This is a genomic window from Amycolatopsis orientalis DSM 40040 = KCTC 9412 (assembly GCF_000478275.1).
Taxonomy (GTDB): domain Bacteria; phylum Actinomycetota; class Actinomycetes; order Mycobacteriales; family Pseudonocardiaceae; genus Amycolatopsis; species Amycolatopsis orientalis.
Genome location: NZ_ASJB01000001.1, coordinates 50,663 through 69,540, shown reverse-complemented (window position 1 = coordinate 69,540; position 18,878 = coordinate 50,663). Strand labels below are relative to the sequence as shown.

11 protein-coding genes are annotated in these 18,878 nt (G+C 69.7%); 8 read left to right on the top strand and 3 right to left on the bottom strand.

The window, feature by feature from the left end:
• Positions 1-53 precede the first annotated feature (53 nt).
• Positions 54-851: an alpha/beta fold hydrolase gene (locus L324_RS00285; RefSeq protein WP_037303255.1), complete on the top strand. Its 798-nt coding sequence runs from the start codon at positions 54-56 to the stop codon at positions 849-851.
• Here L324_RS00285 and L324_RS00280 read toward each other — a convergent pair.
• Positions 832-3,591 (bottom strand): AfsR/SARP family transcriptional regulator, encoded by a 2,760-nt coding sequence (locus L324_RS00280; protein ID WP_037303160.1) that lies wholly within the window; start codon positions 3,589-3,591, stop codon positions 832-834. The two genes, L324_RS00285 and L324_RS00280, sit on opposite strands and share 20 nt — an antisense overlap.
• Positions 3,592-3,715: 124 nt before the next feature.
• Between L324_RS00280 and L324_RS00275 the strand changes: the two genes are divergently transcribed.
• Positions 3,716-4,204: a hypothetical protein gene (locus L324_RS00275; protein WP_037303159.1), complete on the top strand. Its 489-nt coding sequence runs from the start codon at positions 3,716-3,718 to the stop codon at positions 4,202-4,204.
• Between the two features lie 56 nt (positions 4,205-4,260).
• Here the strand turns inward: L324_RS00275 and L324_RS00270 are convergent, their stop codons facing one another.
• Complete coding sequence (locus L324_RS00270; RefSeq protein ID WP_037303158.1) at positions 4,261-5,073, bottom strand: SAM-dependent methyltransferase; 813 nt, start codon at positions 5,071-5,073, stop codon at positions 4,261-4,263.
• 173 nt (positions 5,074-5,246) lie between these two features.
• On the opposite strand from L324_RS00270, the gene L324_RS00265 reads away from it, so the two are divergent.
• The 5 genes from L324_RS00265 to L324_RS00245 all read left to right on the top strand — a co-directional run bounded on the left by L324_RS00265 (position 5,247) and on the right by L324_RS00245 (position 13,394).
• Entirely contained in the window at positions 5,247-6,590 is a 1,344-nt protein-coding gene (locus L324_RS00265; RefSeq protein WP_037303157.1) for a cytochrome P450, read from the top strand.
• Positions 6,591-6,666: 76 nt separating this feature from the next.
• Positions 6,667-7,737, top strand: a complete 1,071-nt coding sequence (locus tag L324_RS00260; protein WP_152546649.1) for an alpha/beta hydrolase — start codon at positions 6,667-6,669, stop codon at positions 7,735-7,737.
• A gap of 84 nt (positions 7,738-7,821) precedes the next feature.
• Positions 7,822-9,942 carry a putative bifunctional diguanylate cyclase/phosphodiesterase gene (locus tag L324_RS00255; protein ID WP_037303155.1) on the top strand — a complete coding sequence of 707 codons (2,121 nt, stop codon included), beginning with the start codon at positions 7,822-7,824 and terminating at the stop codon, positions 9,940-9,942.
• Between the two features lie 111 nt (positions 9,943-10,053).
• On the top strand, positions 10,054-11,643 hold the full coding sequence (locus L324_RS00250) for a substrate-binding and VWA domain-containing protein (protein ID WP_235783367.1): 1,590 nt from the start codon (positions 10,054-10,056) through the stop codon (positions 11,641-11,643).
• Between the two features lie 8 nt (positions 11,644-11,651).
• Positions 11,652-13,394 (top strand): glycosyltransferase family protein, encoded by a 1,743-nt coding sequence (locus L324_RS00245; protein ID WP_081736148.1) that lies wholly within the window; start codon positions 11,652-11,654, stop codon positions 13,392-13,394.
• Here the strand turns inward: L324_RS00245 and L324_RS00240 are convergent.
• The gene (locus tag L324_RS00240; RefSeq protein ID WP_051173539.1) at positions 13,388-14,038 is read right to left on the bottom strand and encodes a class I SAM-dependent methyltransferase; all 651 of its coding nucleotides are present in this window, start codon (positions 14,036-14,038) and stop codon (positions 13,388-13,390) included. The two genes, L324_RS00245 and L324_RS00240, sit on opposite strands and share 7 nt — an antisense overlap.
• Before the next feature lie 148 nt (positions 14,039-14,186).
• On the opposite strand from L324_RS00240, the gene L324_RS00235 reads away from it, so the two are divergent.
• The gene (locus tag L324_RS00235) at positions 14,187-18,128 is read left to right on the top strand and encodes an alpha-(1->3)-arabinofuranosyltransferase (RefSeq protein WP_037303152.1); all 3,942 of its coding nucleotides are present in this window, start codon (positions 14,187-14,189) and stop codon (positions 18,126-18,128) included.
• The last annotated feature ends 750 nt before the right edge of the window (positions 18,129-18,878 follow it).

Genomic DNA, 18,878 nt, shown 5'->3' with positions numbered 1-18,878 from the left:
CGGCTCCGACTCAGGGACGAAAGCTAGAGTGAAGCGACCCTGTGGAGGACCTGATGACCACCTCGTTCGAGACCGTGACCTCGGCCGATGGCACCCCGATCGCCTTCGAACGCACCGGTGAAGGCACGCCGGTGATCCTGGTCGGCGGCGCGTTCAACGACCGGACGACCGTGGCCGGCCTGGCCGCCACGCTGGCCACGGACTTCACCGCGATCGCCTACGACCGGCGCGGCCGGGGCGACAGCGGGGCGGGCGCGGTCTACTCGGTGGAGCGCGAAGTCGAAGACCTCGCCGCGCTGATCGACCACGTCGGCGGTGCGGCGGCGGTCTTCGGGCACTCGTCGGGAGCGGTGCTGGCGCTGGAAGCCGCCGCCAGAGGCGTCGCCATGACCAGCCTCGCGGTGTACGAGCCGCCTTATGTCGTCGACGACAGCCGTCCGAAGCCCGCGGCCGACATCTTCGACCGTGTCCGGGCGCTCATCGCCGACGGCAATCGTGACGACGCGGCGGAGCTGTTCCTGGTCGAGGCGGCGGCCACCCCCGCCGAGGTCGTCAAGGGTATGCGGGACGACCCGTTCTGGGCCTGGTTCACCGGCCTCGCCCACACGCTGCCCTACGACCTCGCGCTGTGCGGTCCCGGCAACGTCCTGCCCGCGGCCAGGTTCGCCAAGATCACCGTGCCCACCCTGGTCATGGACGGCGGGGAGAGCGACACCTGGATGCGTGCCGCCGCCCGCGCCGTCGCCGAGGCCGTCCCCGGTGCCCGGCACGTCACCGTCGAGGGCCAGGACCACGGAGTCCTTCACCAGCCGGACGTCCTGCGCGCGCCGCTCACCGAGTTCCTGAGGTGACGACCTTCAGCGATCCGGCGGACAGGCCCATCGCGCGGTAGTGCTCCCGTGCCGCCCGGAAGTCGGCGTCCACCTCTTCGCCGAGCGCGGCACGGGCCTGCCCGATCCCGGCCAGCGCACGGGCCTCCTGCAACCGGTAGCCGATCCGCCTCGCCGTTTCGAGCGCGAGGCGGTGCCTGTCGAGACCCGCCGACGCTTCGCCGAGCGCGAGCCAGGCGGTACCGAGACTGTTGGCCGCCATGGTCAGCAGCAGCGGATGGTTGAGCCGGGTGAGGATCGCGCACGCGCGTTCGGCGTGCTCGCGCGCCTCACGGGGCCGATGGGCGAGCAGCAGCGCGTCGGTGTGGTCGATGAGGCTCCACGCCTCGCCGAACAGGTATCCGAGATCCCGTGCCGAGGCGATGGAACGGCCGGTGACCTCGAACGCCTCCTCGAACCGGCCGTGCCGGGCGAGGACCAGGCCGAGCTGGGCCGCGCTGAGGACCGTGCCGCGGGGATCCGCGCGCAGCGCCACCGACCGCCGGGCCGAGGCCAGCGCGTCGTCCAGCAGCCCGAGGATCTCCTGCACGTTGCTGAGGTTGCCCCAGAGCGTGGCGGCGGTCTCGGGGTCGGCGGTCTCGTCCGCCACGGCGAGTCCGTCCCGATAGAACCGGATCGCTTCGGGAAAATGACCGAGCATGCCGTGCAGAGCGCCCGCTCTGGACAGTGCGATCGCTTCGGCGCCGCGGTCGCCGGATTCGCGGACGACGTCCAGCCGCTCCAGTGCGCAGCGCATGCCCTCGGCGAGCCGCCCGTTCTCCCAGAACGCCAACGTCAGGCTCGCGAGGCTCCGCTGGAGCGTGTCCGGATCACCGATCCGGCGGGCGGCGGTCACGCCGGTCCGCGCCACGGCGAGCATTTCGTCGAGATGCCCGCTTTCGCGGAGGTGTTCGGCGGTCTTTTCGGCGATCCGCCAGGCGTGGTCGTCATGACCGGTGTCGAGGGCGTGGCGGGTCACCGCGACCAGGTTGGCCCGTTCCGTGACGTACCAGCCCTCTCCATGACCGTCGCGGTAGTGGTCGAGCAGCCTGCCCACCGCCGGAACCGCTTCCTCGTCACGGGCCGCGGTGCGGGCGTGCTCGGCGATCAGGTCATGGAACGAGTACCGGCCCAAGGCCCGTTGCGTGAGCAGGTGGGCGTCGAGCAGCTCTTCCAGCAGTCGCTCGGCTTCGGGCTCGCCGACCCCGGCCAGCGCGGCGGCCGCGGGTACGCCGATGTCGGTACCCGGATTTCTCCCCAGCAGGCGGAACATCCGCTGCGCGGCGGCGTCCAGGTCCTGATAGGACAGTGTGAACGCGGCGGCGACGTCACGTCCGGCGACCTTCAGTTCGGCCAGCCTGTCGTGTTCGGAACCCAGCCGTTCGGCGAGGGTGTGCACCGTCCAGTGTGGACGGTGCTGCAAGCGGGCGGCGGCGATGCGGATCGCCAGTGGCAGGTTCCCGCACAAGGCGGCCACCCCCGCGTCCGGCCGCCCCGACGCCGCGGCGAACAGCGCGCCCGCCTGTTCGTCCGGGAGGACGTCGAGGCTGATCGAGGCGGCGCCGTCGATGGCCGCCAGCCGTCGCCTGCCGGTGACCACGAGGGCGACCGTGGCCGAGCCGGGCAGGAGAGGCCGCAACTGTTCGGCGCTCGCGGCGTTGTCGAGCACCACGAGCAGCGACCGGCCCGCGGTCGTGGTCCGCCACAGTGCGGCTCGCCGGTCCACACCGCCCGGCAGTCTGCTCGCCGGAACGTCCAGCTGCCCGAGCAGGGCTTCGAGGGCTGCTTCGGGCGGGAGCGGTTCCCGTGCCGGGGAATGGCCGTGAAGGTCGACGAACAGCTGCCCGTCGGGGAAATCCGCGGCGAGCCGGTGCGCGGCGTGGACGGCGAGCGTGGTCTTGCCGACCCCCGCCATCCCGTCGACCACCACGGGCCGTCCGAGCCGGACGGCGTCGAGAAGGCGGCGGATCTCTCCCTCCCGGCCGGTGAAATCCGGTACGTCGTAAGGGAGGAAGCAGCGCGCCTTCCCGTACTCCGGTTCGTCGCGGAGAATCCGCTCGTAGAGTTCGCGCAGCTTCGGCCCGGGGTCGATCCCGAGTTCGTCCACCAGCCTCGTCTGCGTCCGCCGGTAGACGTTCAGCGCGTCGGCCTGCCTGCCCTGCTGGTGGAGCGCGCGCATGAGCAGCCCGGCGAACGCCTCCCGGAACGGGTGCTCGGCGACCAGTGCCGTCAGTTCGGCGACGGAGTCCTCACCGGCGGAGATCTCTTCGTCCAGGCAGCGTTCCACAACGGACAGACGGCGTTCGTCGAGTTCGTCCGCTTCGCCGCGCAGCACCGCACTGTCCACACCGGACAGTGCGGGACCGTGCCAGCACGCGAGTGCCTCGCGGAACTCGCCGCGCGAGACGTGTTCCTCGAACGAACGCAGGTCGAAAGAAGGCGGACGCAGGACGAAACCGGGTCCCTCCGCGGTCAGGACGTCTTCGCCCGCACCCTCGGCGACGAGGGTGCGTTTCAGTGCGGTGGTGAGGTTGCGGATCTGCCGGGTCGCCGTGGCGGGCGGATCCTCGTCCCAGACGACGTCCACCAGCCGCGAAACGGACACGACGCGATCGGCGCCGAGCAGCAGCGCGGCCAGGATCCGCTCCTGCCGCGGACCGGCCAGCTTCAGCGGCCGTCCGCCGTCGCGGCACTGCACCGGCCCCAGCACCCGAAACTCCATCGCACCCCCTCCCGCGAGGTTAACCGGCCGCGGGCCCGCGCCGATGCGGAAGTGATGCAGCTGTGATGCGCCGTCCGGCGAACCTCCTGCTGGACGAAGTACCGGACGTGATGAGGAGAACCCTATGCGCAAGCGGTATTACGCGGCGTTGGCCGGGCTGGTCGTGGCGGCGGCGGGAATCGGCGTGCCCGCCGCGGCGACCGCGGGCGAGCAGCAGGCCGAGAGCGAACGGCAGGCCTGCCGGCGGTCGTTCGACCGCGCCGTTTGGGAGGACATGGACAGCTACAACAAACGAGACGCGGCCCGCTACCGGGCGATCATCCACCAGGACATGGTCACCATCGGCCGCAAGGGCCAGACGATCATCGGCTACGCCGCCAACGTCGACCCGGTGATCGACGTGCAGTTCAAGCTCCCGTACGAGTGGAGCATGCCGTGGACGGTGACCCACACCGTCGTCGAGGACTGCAAGATGGGCTACGCGATCCTCGACGCCTACTACAAGGCGCCGTCGCAGAACATCGACAGGCACTACACGATCAGCCTGACGCTGGTCCGCCAGCACGGTAAGTGGCAGGTCATCAAGGACACCGTGACCGACGTCCTGCCCTGAGGGGGTCGTGAGTGGTAATGACGGTTCTAACCGTCATTACCACTCACGAGGGCGGGCTACGGTTTCCGGCCGACGCCGGCGTACGGAAGCGAGTTGATCTCCGGGTCGTTGGACATGTCACCGGCACCCTGCGGGTTCCACATCGCGCAGCCGACGACACCCGGCTCGATGACGTCGAAACCCTCGAAGAACGACTGCACCTGGTCGTGTGTCCGGGGGATCGGGATGTTCTGCGTGCTCTTGTACGCCTCGATGGCCTCGTCGAGACCGCTCGAATCCGCGTCGGCGGCGACGTGCGAGAGGGCGAGGAAACTGCCGGGGGCGATGCGGTCCCGGTAGCGGGCGAGGATCGCGTGCGGATCCCAGGCGTCCGGCACGAAATGCAGCAGCAGCAACATGAACACGCCGACCGGCTGGTCGAGATCCAGCAGTTCCCGCGTTTCGGGCGCGTCGAGGAGCTGGTCGACGTCGCGCAGGTCGGCTTGGAGCGCGGCGCAGCGGTCGTTGCCGCGCAGCAGCAGTTTGGCGTGCGCCACGGCGACCGATTCGCGGTCGACGTAGACCACGCGGCAGGCCGGGTCGGCCTGCTGGACGATCTCGTGCAGGTTGCCGACGGTCGGGATGCCGGAGCCGATGTCGAGGAACTGCCGCACGCCCGCGTCCACCATGTGCAGCGCGGCACGGCGCAGGAAGGCGCGGTTGAGCCGGGCCGCGTCGCGGACGCCGGGCATGATCTTCAGGATCTGCTCGCCCAGTTCGCGGTCGGCCTGGAAGTTGTGGTCGCCGTCCAGCCAGTAGTCGTAGACCCGGGCGGGATTCGGCACGGTCATGTCGACCTCGGGGGGTACCCAGCTCAGGTTCGAAGTCACCGTCGTCGCCGCCGTTCCGTGAGGGATCCGTTGGGGCACAGGAGTCTAGCGGGCGGCCGCGGCCGGGTTGCCATCGTCCGATCGTGTGGATGTGCGGCGACGGAACCCCGTCCGCCGTCCGGCGGTCCTAAGGTGACCGGGTTCAACGGCCAAGGTACCGGGAGACGAGCACGATGGCACCACCTCCGGACGTCGCCGTCGCACCGGGCCGCTGGCCGCTGCTCGGGCACACCGTGCCGATGCTGCGTGACCCGCTGAAACTGCTGTCGTCACTGCGATCACACGGCGACGTCGTCCGCCTCGACTTCGGCCCGATGCCCGTTTACCTGGTCACCACGCCGGAACTGGCCTGGCGGCTGCTCGCCGCCGACGCGGGGAAGTTCGACAAAGGCATTGTGTTCGACAAAATGCGGCCGTTGTTCGGTGACGGGCTGGCGACCTCCAACGGCGCCTTCAACCAGCGGCAACGGCGGATGATGTTGCCCGCCTTCCAGCGAAGCCGCATCGAACTCTACGCCGAGTCGACGATGACGAAGCTCGCTGTAGACCTTGCCGACTCGTGGAAACCGGGCGAGGTGGTGGAATTCGACCGGCGGATGCAGGATCTCGCGCTGACCATCTCCGGGCGGACGCTGTTCTCCACCGAACTCGGCGACGACGCGCTCGCCGAGATCCAGCGGTCGATCCCGATCATGCTGAAGTACGTCATGGTCAGGGCCTTTTCGCCGAAGTTCGTCGAGCGGCTGCCGATCCCGGCGAACCGCGAGTTCGACGCCGCGGCCGCGCGGCTCCGGCGGGTCATCGGCGACGCGGTCCTCAGCGCGCGTGAGAAGGGCGGCGACCAGGGGGATCTGCTGTCGATGTTGTTGCTGGCCAAGGACGACGAGACCGGTGAGAAGATGACCGACCGCCAGGTGGAGGACGAGGTCATCACGATCCTCACCACCGGTGCCGAGACCACCGCCGTCGCGCTGGCCTGGTTCTTCCACGAGATCGGGGCAAGGCCGGACGTCGAACGCAGGTTCCACGCCGAGGTCGACGAGGTCCTGGCCGGCGGGCCCGCGCGCTTCGAACACCTGCCGCGCCTGGTCTACACACAGCGGATCATCAACGAGGTCGTCCGCCTGACCCCGCCGGTGATCCTGATGCGGCGAGCCAGGGAGGACGTCGAACTCGGCGGCGTGCGCCTCCCCGCCGGTACCGAGGTCGCGGTCAGCCAGCACACCCTGCACCGGGATCCCCGCTGGTTCCCCGATCCCGGCCGTTTCGACCCGGACCGCTGGGAGCCGGAGCGGGCCGCGGCCGTGCCGAAGGGCGCGTTCATCCCGTTCGGCGCCGGCGCCCGGCTGTGCCCCGGGCATCAGTTCGCCCCGACGGAGATCGCCTTGGTCGCGGCGACGATCGGCGCGCGGTGGCGGTTGAAGCCGCTACCTGGGGTGAAGGTCTTTCCCAAGATCAAAGCGACGATGCAGCCGAATCGCTTGCCGATGACCGTGCTGGCCCGAACCTCGGGCTGACGGTGAGCGTTCGATTACCAGGTGTAGGGTTCGTGCTCCTTCCGAGCGTTCCGATTCCGGAGAGGGTTCTGTGAGAATGCCGCTCAAACTGGCCACGGCGGTGGCCGCCTGCTGCGTGCTCCTCGGTGGATTCCTGGTCGCCGCCCCGGCCGCGGCCGTCGACATCCGGTGCTCCGACGTGGATCTGCCGGTCACCGGCCCGCTCGGTGAACCGGCGACGGTGCACGGCCGGTTCTGCCTGCCCGACGGCCCGGCGCCCGGCGCGGTGCAGCTCCTGGTGCACGGCGGCACCTACAACAGCGCCTACTGGGACCTGCCCTACGACCCGGATCGCTACTCGTACCAGCGCGACATGGCCAAGCACGGTTACGCGACCTTCGCCGCGGATCAGCTCGGCTCCGGCGGGAGCAGCAAACCGCTCAGCCTCCCGCTCCTGCTGCCGGCACTGGCGAGGTCGATGCACGAGGTGGTCGGGCACCTGCGGGCGGGCCGGGTCGGCGGCACGCCGTTCGAGAAGGTCGTGATCGTCGGGCATTCGGTCGGTTCGGGCATCGTGGCGGCCGAGGCGTCGACGTATCAGGACGTCGACGGCGTGATCCTCACCGGGATGACGCATCTGCCGTCGGTACCCGCCTTGACCCTCGGCGTGCTTTTCGGCCTGCAGCCCGCGTTCATGGATGACCGGCTCGGTTCACTCGGCAGCGATCCGCTCTATTTCGTGACGAAACCGGGAGCGCGTGCCTGGCTGTTCTACGCGACGGAAAATACCGACCCGGGCGTCATCGAGGCGGATGAAGCGACCAAGGATCAGGTTTCCGTCCCGGGAATGGGAACCGTCGCCGTGTTCGGCATCGTGCTGCCCGCGACGAAGGCGATCCGGGTTCCCGTTTTGCAGGCCGTCGGGGAGAAGGACATCCTGTTCTGCGGTCTGTTCGCGCTCCGGGACTGTTCGAGCGGGGAGACGCTGCGTCCGGCGGAAGCGCCGTATTACGGGCCCGAAGCCGAGCTTTCGACGTATGTTCTGCCCGGTGCCGGACATTCGCTGGCGTTGCACCGCAACGCGTCGCTGTACCGGGACGCCACCCGCGAATGGATGAGGGATAAGGTCGGTGTTGCACTACCGCAGGGTTACCACCCGATCGGGTGATCAGTAAACCGTGAGTATGGCCCGAGAATCGAGGAGGATGTTCCTCCTCGACGGAATGCGAAAACGACCACAGGACCGGCAGACGTGACTGCCCCATTTCCGGACGGCGACGAGTACTCCGCATCGCCGGACGCCCCCAAGAGAACTTCATCCTCCGCTTCGCCCAAACGGAAGAATGCCGCGCCGACGCGGGCCACACTGGCCCGCAAGTGGGCCTATCTGGTCACCAGTACGGCATACCTTCCGTATACCCACGCCCAGATCGAAGAGCATTTCGCGGCTCTTCTCGACGAGGTGTTCGCGGCGGTGCTGAGTGACGACGCCGAGCCCGCGCAGGCCACCGAGGCCGGCGCGCGGCTCGTCGCGCTCCGCTGCGTCGGTCCGGACAGCCTGCGTCGCACGATGGACGTACTCGGCAAGGGGCTCTTGCACGAACCGGAATTGCGGAGCGTGAAGGCGCTCCCCGAACGGGTGTTGCAGGTGCTCGGAGCCCTCGCCTCCGGTTACGGCGAGGCCCTGCGGGAGAGCATCCAGACGCAGCAGGAGGATCTGAGCCGCACGCTGGTCACCCTCGAACGCGAGACCCGGCGTGAGCTGGTGCTCGCGCAGGCGCGCTTCGAGCAGTTGTTCGCCGGTTCGGCGACCGGGGTGGCCGTCACCAGGGTGGACGGCCGGATCCAGCGGGTGAACCCGGCGTTCGCCGAGATGCTGAGCAGACCCGTGGCCGATCTGGTCGGGCTCAACCTCTACGACCTGATCCACGAGGCGGACGCGGAGGGCCTGCGCGAGGGTTACCGGAAGCTGCTCGAGGGCAAGAGCCAGCGGCTCGAACTTTCACGAAGACTCGTCGCCGAAGACGAGGAATCGACGTGGGCCCGGTTCACCGGCGCCGTCATCCGCGACCCGGCGGGCGTGGCCCAGCAGCTGATGACGCTGGTCGACGGCGACACCGACGTGTCACTGCTCCAGCGGCAGCTGAGCCGCCAGGCCCTGCACGACCCGCTGACCGGCCTGCCGAACCGGCAGTGCTTCGGCACCCGCCTGGAGCGGGCGCTCCAGCATGCCGACCCGTCCTTCGGCGTCACGGTCTACCACCTCGACCTCGACGGCTTCTCCCTGATCGCGGGCGGGCTCGGCCAGAAACAGAGCGACGATCTGCTCAAGAACGTCGCCGCGAAGCTGCGGGCCGTCGTGGGCGGCGAGGACGCGCTCGTCGCCAGGCTCGGCGGCGACGAGTTCGGCATCCTCATCCAGAACACCGCGGCCAGCCCCGACGTCGCCACCGTCATCGGCATGATCAACCAGGAGCTGTCCGAGCCCGTCTACCTCGAAGGCGGGAGCGGTGTCGCGGTCTCGGCCTGCGTCGGCGTCGTGCACCGGCCGCCGCGCGACATCGCGCCGACCGAGCTGCTGCGCGTCTCCGACATGACCCTGCGCCGGGCGCAGGCCAACGGCTACCGGCAGTGGGCGCTGTCCGACTCCGTCCTCGACACCAGGGAACGGCACGAGTTCAGCCTGGCCGTCTCGATGGCGGGTGCCTGGGAAACAGGCGAACTCGAGGTCGGTTTCCGGCCGCTGACCTGGCTCGCGGACGACACACCCGCAGGTATCGAGGCGAGGCTCGCGTGGAACCATCCCCGCCACGGCCGGATCGGCCACGACACCTGCGTCCGCTTCGCCGACGAGACGGGTCTCATCGTCCCGCTCGGCGAATGGCTCATCCGCACCGCGTGCGAGGAGGCCGACGACAGGTTGCCGATGGTGGTGGGACTGACGCCGCATCAGGCCGCGGATCCGGATCTCGTCGGGACGGTGCGCCGCATGCTCGCCATGACCGGTCTGGGGCCGTCACGGCTGCGGCTGGGTTTCCCCGCCGGTGCCGTCCTTCGCGACCTCGGGGAGACCGTCGACAACCTGCAGCTTCTCGCCGAGATCGGGGTGGATGCCGAACTGCAGGACTTCGGCGCCGCCGGTGATGTCGTCTGTCTCGTGGACGTGCCCGTGCGGACGGTCCGGATCGCCGCCCGGCTGGCCGAGCGGCGGACCGAACCCCTGGCCGAGCGCTCGCTGCGGAACCTCATCGAGACCGCGACCATGGCGGGGGCGACGGTGATCGCGGACGGGATCGACTCGGCGGGCGACGCCGGGTGGTGGCGGGCCGCGGGCGCGCATATCGGCGCGGGCCGCTACTTCGGTCAGGCTTGAGGGCGCCGGTTAGGCCATCTGCCGCACCGGCGCGAGCGTAAGTTACCCGAGGGTTGACGTGCGCGGGTGGATTGGGCAACATCCCAGATCCTCACCCCGCACCTCGGAGGCATGCGCATGCAGGTAGGCCCGAGGCGTGGGCGGCGTTTCAACGCGCCCGTCGTCGTCTTGAGCCTGTTGCTGGTGATCGCGCTCGGCGCCTGGTGGGGTGTCGACTATCTGCGCGCCCGCTTGGCGGGCAACGGCTGTGACGCGTTGACGCCGGTCGAGATCACCGCCGCGCCCGATGTGGCGCCGGTGCTCACGCGGCTCGCGGCGACCGTGCCGCAGGAAGAATGCTTCAGTGTCACCGTGACCGCGAGCGAGTCGGCCAAAACCGCCGACCTGCTCGGGACCACCACCTCCACCGGGCCCGACGTCTGGGTGCCCGAGTCGAGCACGATGCTGGTCCAGGCCAGGGACGCCGGTGCGTGGAACCTGCCGGAGTCCGGTCAGTCGGTGGCGAACTCGCCGGTGGTGCTGGGACTTCCCGACGAGACCGCGCGACGGTTCGGCTGGCCGGGGAAAGCCCCGGCCTGGCAGGAGATCCTCGACGGCTCCCCGGTCGGGATGCCGGATCCGGCCCGTGATCCGCTGGGCATCGCCACGCTTCTCGGCCTCCGGAAGATGACCGAGAAGGCGGCTGACCCGGCCGCGGCCTTCACCGCCGCCCTGCGGAAGCTGAACCAGGCGCCCGGCCGGTTCCCGGCCGCCTTCCCGGCGACCGAACAGGCCGTGCTCGCCCGGAATCTGGTGGCCGCCTATCCGGATGTCCCGGTGCACGGCTTCGATTATCCGTATGTCGTGCTGCCCAAGGCGTCGGAGGCGTCGAGGGGCGCGGCGGAGCGTTTTCTGCGGCTGCTGCTCGATCCGCTCGCCGGGGCGACCTTCGCCGACGCGGGATTCCGCGCACCCACGGGACAGTTCGCGATCCCGCGCGCGCAGGACAGCCGGACCGATCCGGCGCCACGGCCTCCGGGACCCCCGCCCGCGACGGACCTCTACGCCGCGTTGCAGGCCTGGGCGGGAACGAATCTGAGCGCCCGGGTCCAGGTGCTCCTCGACGTCTCCGGCTCGATGGCCGCCGCCGTACCCGGGGCGGGGAAGAGCCGGATGGACCTCACCTTGCAGGCCGCGACGCAGGGACTCGGCCTGTTCAAGCCCACCACGGAACTGGGCCTGTGGCTGTTCTCGACCAAATTGGACGGTGACAAGGACTACCGTGTCCTGTTGCCGATGCGGACGATCGCCGAGCAGAAGGCCTCCGGCGGGGTCGAGCAACTGCAGTCAGTCCGGCCGAAACCCGGCGGGGCGACCGGACTCCACGATTCGATCCTCGCCGCCTACCAGAACGCCAGGCAGAACTGGAAACCCGGCCGGATCAACCTGGTCGTGGTCCTCACCGACGGGCGCAACGAGGACAGCGAGACGATCGGCCTGCCGCGGCTGCTGGAAGAACTGGGCAAGCTCCAGGATCCGCGGAAACCCCTGCCCGTCATCGGGATCGGCATCGGGCCGGATATCGACGCGTCCGAACTGCGGCAGGTCTCCACCGCCACCGGCGGGGAATCGTTCACCACCCCCGACCCGCGGAAGATCTCCGACGTCTTCTACCAGGCGCTGAGCAAGATCATGTGCCAGCCGCCGACCTGCAAGAATTGAGGCACCGAGTGGCACTGGGGGAGAGACCGTCGCCGGTCACGCTCGCCGCGTTCGTCGCCGGCGTGGTCCCGTTCCTTCTGCACACCTGGGCGGCGTTGCGGGGGAGCCTCGCGCAGGACGACTTCGTCATCACCTACCACGCCGCGAAGGCGGGGCCGTTCGACTTCGGCTACTTCTTCCAGGATTACCACGGCCATCTCGCGCCGGGCGGCTTCCTGCTCGCCGACCTGCTGACCGCGTGGCAGCCACTGGACTTCGCCGTGCTGATGGCGCCGCTCCTGCTGATGCAGGCTGCGGCCTCGGTTCTCCTGTGGACGGTGCTGGTGCGCTGTTTCGGGCGCAGGTGGGGGATTCTCGTCCCGTTCACGATGTTCACGACGTCGACGTTGCTGCTCGTCCCGACGTTGTGGTGGGCCTACGCCCTGCAGTTCGCGCCCGTGCTGCTGGCCACCACCGCCGCCCTGCACGCGCACGTGCGGTACCTGGCCGACGGCGGGCGCTGGGCGATCGCCACCGTGGCGTGGACCGTTTTCGGGCTGGCCTTCTACGAAAAGGCCGTGTTCATCCCGGTACTTCTCGCCGGGGTCACCGTGCTGCTCGGCGTCTCGCTGCGACGGCATGTCGTGCTCTGGGGTGTGCTCATCGCCGTGCTCGCCGGGTACGCCGCCCTTTTCCTCGCGCTGACCAGCAGCCAGGTCGGGCAGGGCGCCGGCCCGGTCACCGTGGGCACCGTCGCGGATATGGCAGGCCGGATGCTCGGCGACACCCTGGTGCCCGGGATGGTCGGCGGGCCATGGTCAGGCCCCGGTCCGGGCGCGACCTTCGCCGCTTCCGGTGTGGTGGTCAGGATCCTGCTCCTTCTCGCGGCCGTCGTGGTCCTGGTCGCAGGGGTGCGCACCGGCGGAGTCCGGGCGCGCAAGGCGTGGCTGCTGCTCGGCGTCGTTTTCGCCGCCGACGTCGGGCTCTCCGCGGCGACCCGGCTCACCGAGGTCGGCCCGGAACTGGGCAGCGATCCCCGCTATGTCGCCGATCTGGCGCTCGTCGTCGCGCTGTGCGTCGCTTTCGCCTTCCTGGAGCCCAAACCGCTCGACCGGCCCTCGGATCCTCTGCCGTCTCCGGCGAAACGGCCGCTCGCCCTGCTGTTGTGCCTTGCCTTGATCGCGAGTTCCGCGGTGGGTTTCTCACGGCTGGCGCCCGGGCTGCGGTTCGACCACTCCCGTGAGTTCCTCGCCAACGCACGCGCTTCGGTGGAACGGGATCCCGACCTCGTCCTGTACGACACCACGGTGCCGAACGACATCCTGCACGGCTGGTTCGGGGTGAACGCCCGTACCTCGCGGGTCGTGGGGCTGATCCCGGGTGTCCTGTTCGATCAGCCGACGAGCCGGATGTCCCTTTTGGACACTACGGGCACCGCCCGGCCGATCACCGGTGTGGACCCCGTTTCCCGTGGGGTGCCGGGGCCGGTGGCGGGCTGCGGTCATCCGGTCGCCGAGCAACTGGTCCGCGTTCCCTTGGACACTCCCGTACTCGGCCGGTACCTGCTGCGGATCGACTACTTCACCGCGGACGGTGGCGAAGGCGTGGTGGACCGTGATGGGGTGCGCGTGCCGGTGTGGTTCCAACCCGGCCTGCACACGATGTACCTGCCGATCGAAGGGCTCTTCGACAAGGTCGGTTTCCAGTTGTCCGCCAAAGGCTCTCCTGTTTGTCTCGCGAAGGTGGAGGTCGGCAAGCCGCTCACTCAGTAAGGGTCGTACGGGCTGTCGTGGCCGAAGATCCTCGCCACGGGTGCCAGGCGCAGCCGCAGCAGGATCTTGATCCCGACGTTGCGCAGGAACCACGGCAACTGGGCGATCACGCGCAGTCTGTCCTTCGCCGAGGGCGGGGTGAGCCGGAATCTGGCCATGGACGTCGCACGGTCGAGGTAGGTGTACCGCCGTCCGAAGAGGACTTTCGCGATGGTGCCCAGGGTGACGCCGATCGAGGAAAAGCAGTCGTGGACCAGGATCTCCCCGCCGCCGGTCAGGTGCTCCGACCAGCGCAGGTCGTCGGTGTAGGTCCAGTAGTCGTGTTTGCCGTCGATGTAGAGCAGCTGGATCGGCCGGGTCCAGCGCGGCCGGAGTTTCGTGCTGTACTCCGCCACGAGTTCCACGACGTCGTCGACGCCCGCGGCCTTGAGGTTCGCCTCGAACCGTTGGCGTGTCGGCGATCCGCCGAACAGCCGTCCGTCGACGAACGGATCGACCGCGACCACGGTGGCGCCGACGGTCCGGGCCGCGGCGGCGAGGACGATCGTCGAACGGCCCTGGTGGCTGCCGATTTCGACGATCAGATCGCCCTTGTCCAGACGGCATGCCGCGGTCCACAGGGCCAGGCCCTGCTCCCGGGTCATCCAGCCTTTGACCGGCTCGGCGAGCGACCACGCCTCTTCGAAACCGTCTGTCAGCGGTGTCTGCTTCTGAGTAATGGAAGCACCTGCCTAAGCCGCGGGGCGAATGGGTAGGCGCATAGTAGCCACGTTTCCGCCTAGTATCTACCGGATGGTAACCCCCGGCGCGCTGCTCAAAAGGCCGAGTACGTGGATCGTGCTGGCGCTGACCGCGCTGTCCTTTCTGCAGCGTCCCGGTAGGACGACGTTCGACACCAAACTCGACCTCGCCGTGGATCCGCTGGCCTTCCTCGGCCGGGCGCTGCACCTGTGGAATCCCCAGGCGACGGCGGGGGAACTGCAGAACCAGGCCTACGGCTACCTGTTCCCGATGGGGCCGTTCTTCGCGCTGTGCCAGGCCGTCGGGCTACCGGTGTGGATCGCGCAGCGGCTGTGGTGCGCGATCCTGTTGTCCGTCGCGTTCGCGGGTGCGCTCCTGGTGGCCCGGGCGCTCAAAATGGGGAACGAACGGACTCGGCTGATCGGAGCAGTCGGTTACGCCTTGGCGCCGCGGATGGTCACCGAAATCGGGTCGCTGTCCTCGGAGATGCTGCCCGCCGTCCTTCTGCCGTGGGTGCTGCTGCCGCTGATCCTCGCCGACCGGATCGGTTCACCCCGCCGCGCCGCGGGCCTGTCCGCGCTCGCCGTGCTGTGCATGGGCGGGGTCAACGGCGCGATGGTCGTGATGGCGCTCGTCCTGCCCGGACTGTGGCTGCTGACCCGGAAATGGCGGAGTACGCACGTCGCACTCGTCATCTGGTGGTTCGTCTTCGTCGTCGGCGTGATGCTGTGGTGGATCCTGCCGCTGGTCCTGCTCGGCCAGTACAGCCTGCCGTTCCTGGACTACATCGAATCCGCGACGAACACCACGGCGCCGATGTCGTTGTTCGAGGTGCTGCGCGGCACGAACCAGTGGGTCGCCTACGTCGTGCAGGGCACGCCGTGGTGGCCGTCGGGCTGGGCGCTGATCGACAACCCCGTCCTCATGACCGCCACCGGGCTCGTGGCCGCCGTCGGGCTGTTCGGCCTCGCGCGGCGGGGCCTGCCCGAACGGCGTTTCCTGATGCTCGGCGTCCTGACCGGGCTGACGCTGCTGACCGTCGGTTACGTCGGGACCCTCGACAGTCCGCTCGCGGAACCCGTGCGGCATCTGCTCGACGGCCCTCTCGCGCCGTTGCGCAACGTGCACAAGTTCGAACCGGTGCTGCGGCTGCCGTTGATGCTGGCGTTCGTCCACGGCATCACGAGTGCCGCGCCCACGCTGCGGCGGAATCTGCGGCCCGCGCTGGGCGCCCTGCTGGTCGTGGTGATGGCCGCGCCGGTGTGGCTGCTGACCTTGCGGCCGGGGCCGGGCTGGGACGAGGTGCCGGGGTACTGGTACGACGCGATGGGCTGGGTCGCCAAGACCGACGCGCGGGCGCGCACCCTGCTGCTGCCCGCGACGGGATTCGGCGAGTACGACTGGGGCCGCACCGTGGACGAGCCCGCGCAGGCCATCGCGGACAGCCCGTGGGCCGTGCGGAACCAGGTCCCGCTGGGGTCGGAAGGCAACACCCGCCTGATGGATTCGGTCGACGCGGCCTTGGCCGACGGCAGAGGGGATCCCGGGCTCGCCGACCTGCTGGCGCGGTCGGGTTACCGGTTCCTGGTGCTGCGCGGGGACATCGACCGCGCCAAGGTCGGCGCCCCCGATTTCACGACCTTGCGCGCCGGACTGGCGGGGTCGCCGGGGATCGGCAAGGCGGCCGGATTCGGGCCGCTGGAGATCTACGAGGTGAAGCGGCCGGTGCCGCTCGTCAGCGCGACGTCCACAAAGGACGTTCCGACGGTGAGTGGTGGCCCGGAGAACCTGGTGCCGTTGATGAACTCCGGGCAGCTCGATCCCGGAACGCCGGCCGTGCTGACCGGGGACGGCGGTTCGCCTGCCGGACCGCGGCTGGTCACCGACGGGCTGCGCCGCGCCGAACGCAACGTCGGCGGAGTGCGGGACAACCTGAGCCAGACGCTGACGGCCGGGGAATCGCCGCGACAGCAACGGGCCGCGCTGGACGTCCTGCCGTTTCCGGGGGAACAGCACCAGACGGTGGCCGCGTACCGGGGTATCCGTGCGGTGAACGCGTCGACGGCGGCGTCGTTCGCCGACGCGTTCGGCGGTTCGGATCCGAGTCACCAGCCGTTCGCCGCGCTGGACGGGGATCCGCGGACGGCGTGGCATTCCTCGTCGTTCACCGGCCCGATCGGGGAATGGCTCGAAGTCGAACTGGATACGCCGAGGCTGGTGAACAGTGTCGATCTCGCGATGGTCGACGACATCCGCGTCGGCTGGCCACCGACCCGGATCCGGATCACCACGGACAACGGTTCCGTCGATCACCAGGTCGTCCGGGGCGAGGGGGCGCACCCCTACCCGGCGCCGCCCGGGGTGACGCGCAAGGTGCGGATCACGTTGCTGTCGCTCGTCGTCGGCAGGCAGGACGGCAACGTCGGCATCTCGGAGCTGAAGATCCCCGGCGCCGAACCGCAACGCGCGCTCGAAGTCCCCGCCGACCTGCCGCCCGGTGCGGCGCCGGGGTTCGCGTTCACCCGGGGCGCGCAACCGCGCTATGCCTGCGTTCCCGACAACGGCCACGTCCGCTGTGACGCTTCCGCGGCCCGTGACGGCGAAGAACCGGACGGGATCCGGCGGCTGTTCTCGACGACGTCGCAGAGCGCGTACGAGTTCGGCGGCACCGTCCTGCCCGCCGGCGGCGGCCGGATGCCGGTGGCGCCGCCGGGCGTGCGGGTGACCGGGACCTCGCAACTGGGCGGGGATCCGTCGGCGGGAGCGCTCGCCGCGGTGGACGGCGATCCCGCGACCGCGTGGCTGCCCGACGTCACCGACCTGCGGCCGGCGCTGACCCTGGACTGGGCGGAACCGCGGACGATCTCCGGACTCCGCGTCGCCACCGATCCGGGCGGAACGGCCAAGACGCCCGCACGGCTGGAGCTGCGGACGCCGACGGACAGCCGTTCCGTCGAACTCGACGCTTCCGGCTCCGCGACCTTCCCGCCTTTGGACACTTCGCAGCTGAAAATCGCGTTCGCCGGCCTCGACGACGACCAGCGGACCCGGAACTCGCTGGGGATCGGGACCCTTTCCCTGACCGGTGCCGAACTTCCCGCCGTCCCCACGGAGTTCGCGCTACCGTGCGGATCCGGGCCGAACGTCCACCTGGACGGCTTCGCCTACGACACCTCCGTCCGCGGCACGCTCGCCGATTTCGTCGCGCACCGGCCACTGACGCTCTCGGCCTGCCCCGATTCCCAGGGCGGCGTCGACCTGGCGGCGGGCGGGCACGAACTGCGCACCGACCGGTCGGAGTCCTTCGTGGTCCAAGACCTCTGGCTCAAACCGGCGGGGAAGACGGCCGGGTCGATCGGACACCGCGCCGTCACGGTGGACTCGTGGGACGCGACGTCCCGATCGGTCACCGTGGCGGGCGGGGACGAGTCCGTGCTGGCCGTCCCGGAGAACGCCAACGCGGGCTGGACAGCGTCCCTGAACGGGACTCCGCTGGTGAAGACGCGCGTCGACGGCTGGCAGCAGGCGTGGATCCTGCCCGCCGGTTCGGGCGGCGTCGTCCAGCTCGAGTTCACCCCGGACTGGAAGTACCGTTCCGGCCTGCTGATCGGCGCGATCGCGATCGTGGCGGTGTTGACCGGTGTCCTGTGGCCGATCCGGCGGCGCCGTGTCTCCGTCGAGGATGCCTCCGGGATCGCCGTCCCGGTGGTGCTCATCGGCCTGCTCGCCGTACTGGGCGGAATGCTGCCGATCGTGCTGCTGATCGCCGTCCTGCTGGCCCGCCAGTTCAGCGAACGCGCGCCGCGGTATCTCGCTTTCGGCGGGATGGCCGTGGGGACGATCGTCGCGGTGGTGGGGCGGCTGCTGGGACACGGCCAGGAGTGGGCTTACGGGCCGGTGACCCAGGCTTCGCTCCTGCTGGCCGCGGCGGCGATGGTGGCGATGTGCGTGCCTTGGTTCGCGGGGCGTGAGGCCGAGGGTGACGGAACGTGAGGGGTGTGTGGAAATAGGGACGTTGAATGTCCCTATTTCCACACACCCCCGCTTCAGCGGACCGGTCACGACCGCCAGCACCGATTTTCTGTCGGTGGCCGGGCTCAAGCTGACCGGGTGCGAAGAGGGGAGTGGGCACAGCACCCACTGATGACGAACGGCCCGGCCGTGGCCGCGGTCAAGCGGCTCGAAGAACTCGGTGTGCCCAGAAGAACGATCTGGCGCCGGTGCGAACCCGGCGGTGTCTGGCGGCTGTTGCTGCCCGGAGTCGTGCTGCTCGGAAACGGCGAGCCGACCGAGGAACAGCGGATCGAGGCGAGCCTGCTCCTCGCGCGTGAGGGCGCGGTGCTCAGCGGAGTGTCCGCCCTCAGGCGTTACGGGCTGCGGAAGCTTCCGGCTTTCGAGGACGTGCATGTCCTCGTCCCCGCCGAACGTGCGATCGCCAGTACCGGGTTCGTCCACATCGAACGGACGCGACGCCTGCCCAAGCCACTGATCAGAGCCGGTGTTCCCACCGCTCCCGTGCCACGAGCGGTGATCGATGCGGCACGCCGAACATCCGATTCCGACTCGATAGTGGCGATGATGGCCGAAGCGGTGCAAGAGCGTCATTGCCTGCCGGGGACACTCGCGGTCGAAATCGACGAGCGGTCTCGATTCGACGGAAGACTGCTACGAGCACTGGCGCCGATCATGGGCGGCGCGCATTCGGTCGCCGAGGCCGACGCTTGGAATTTGTGGAAGCGGTCG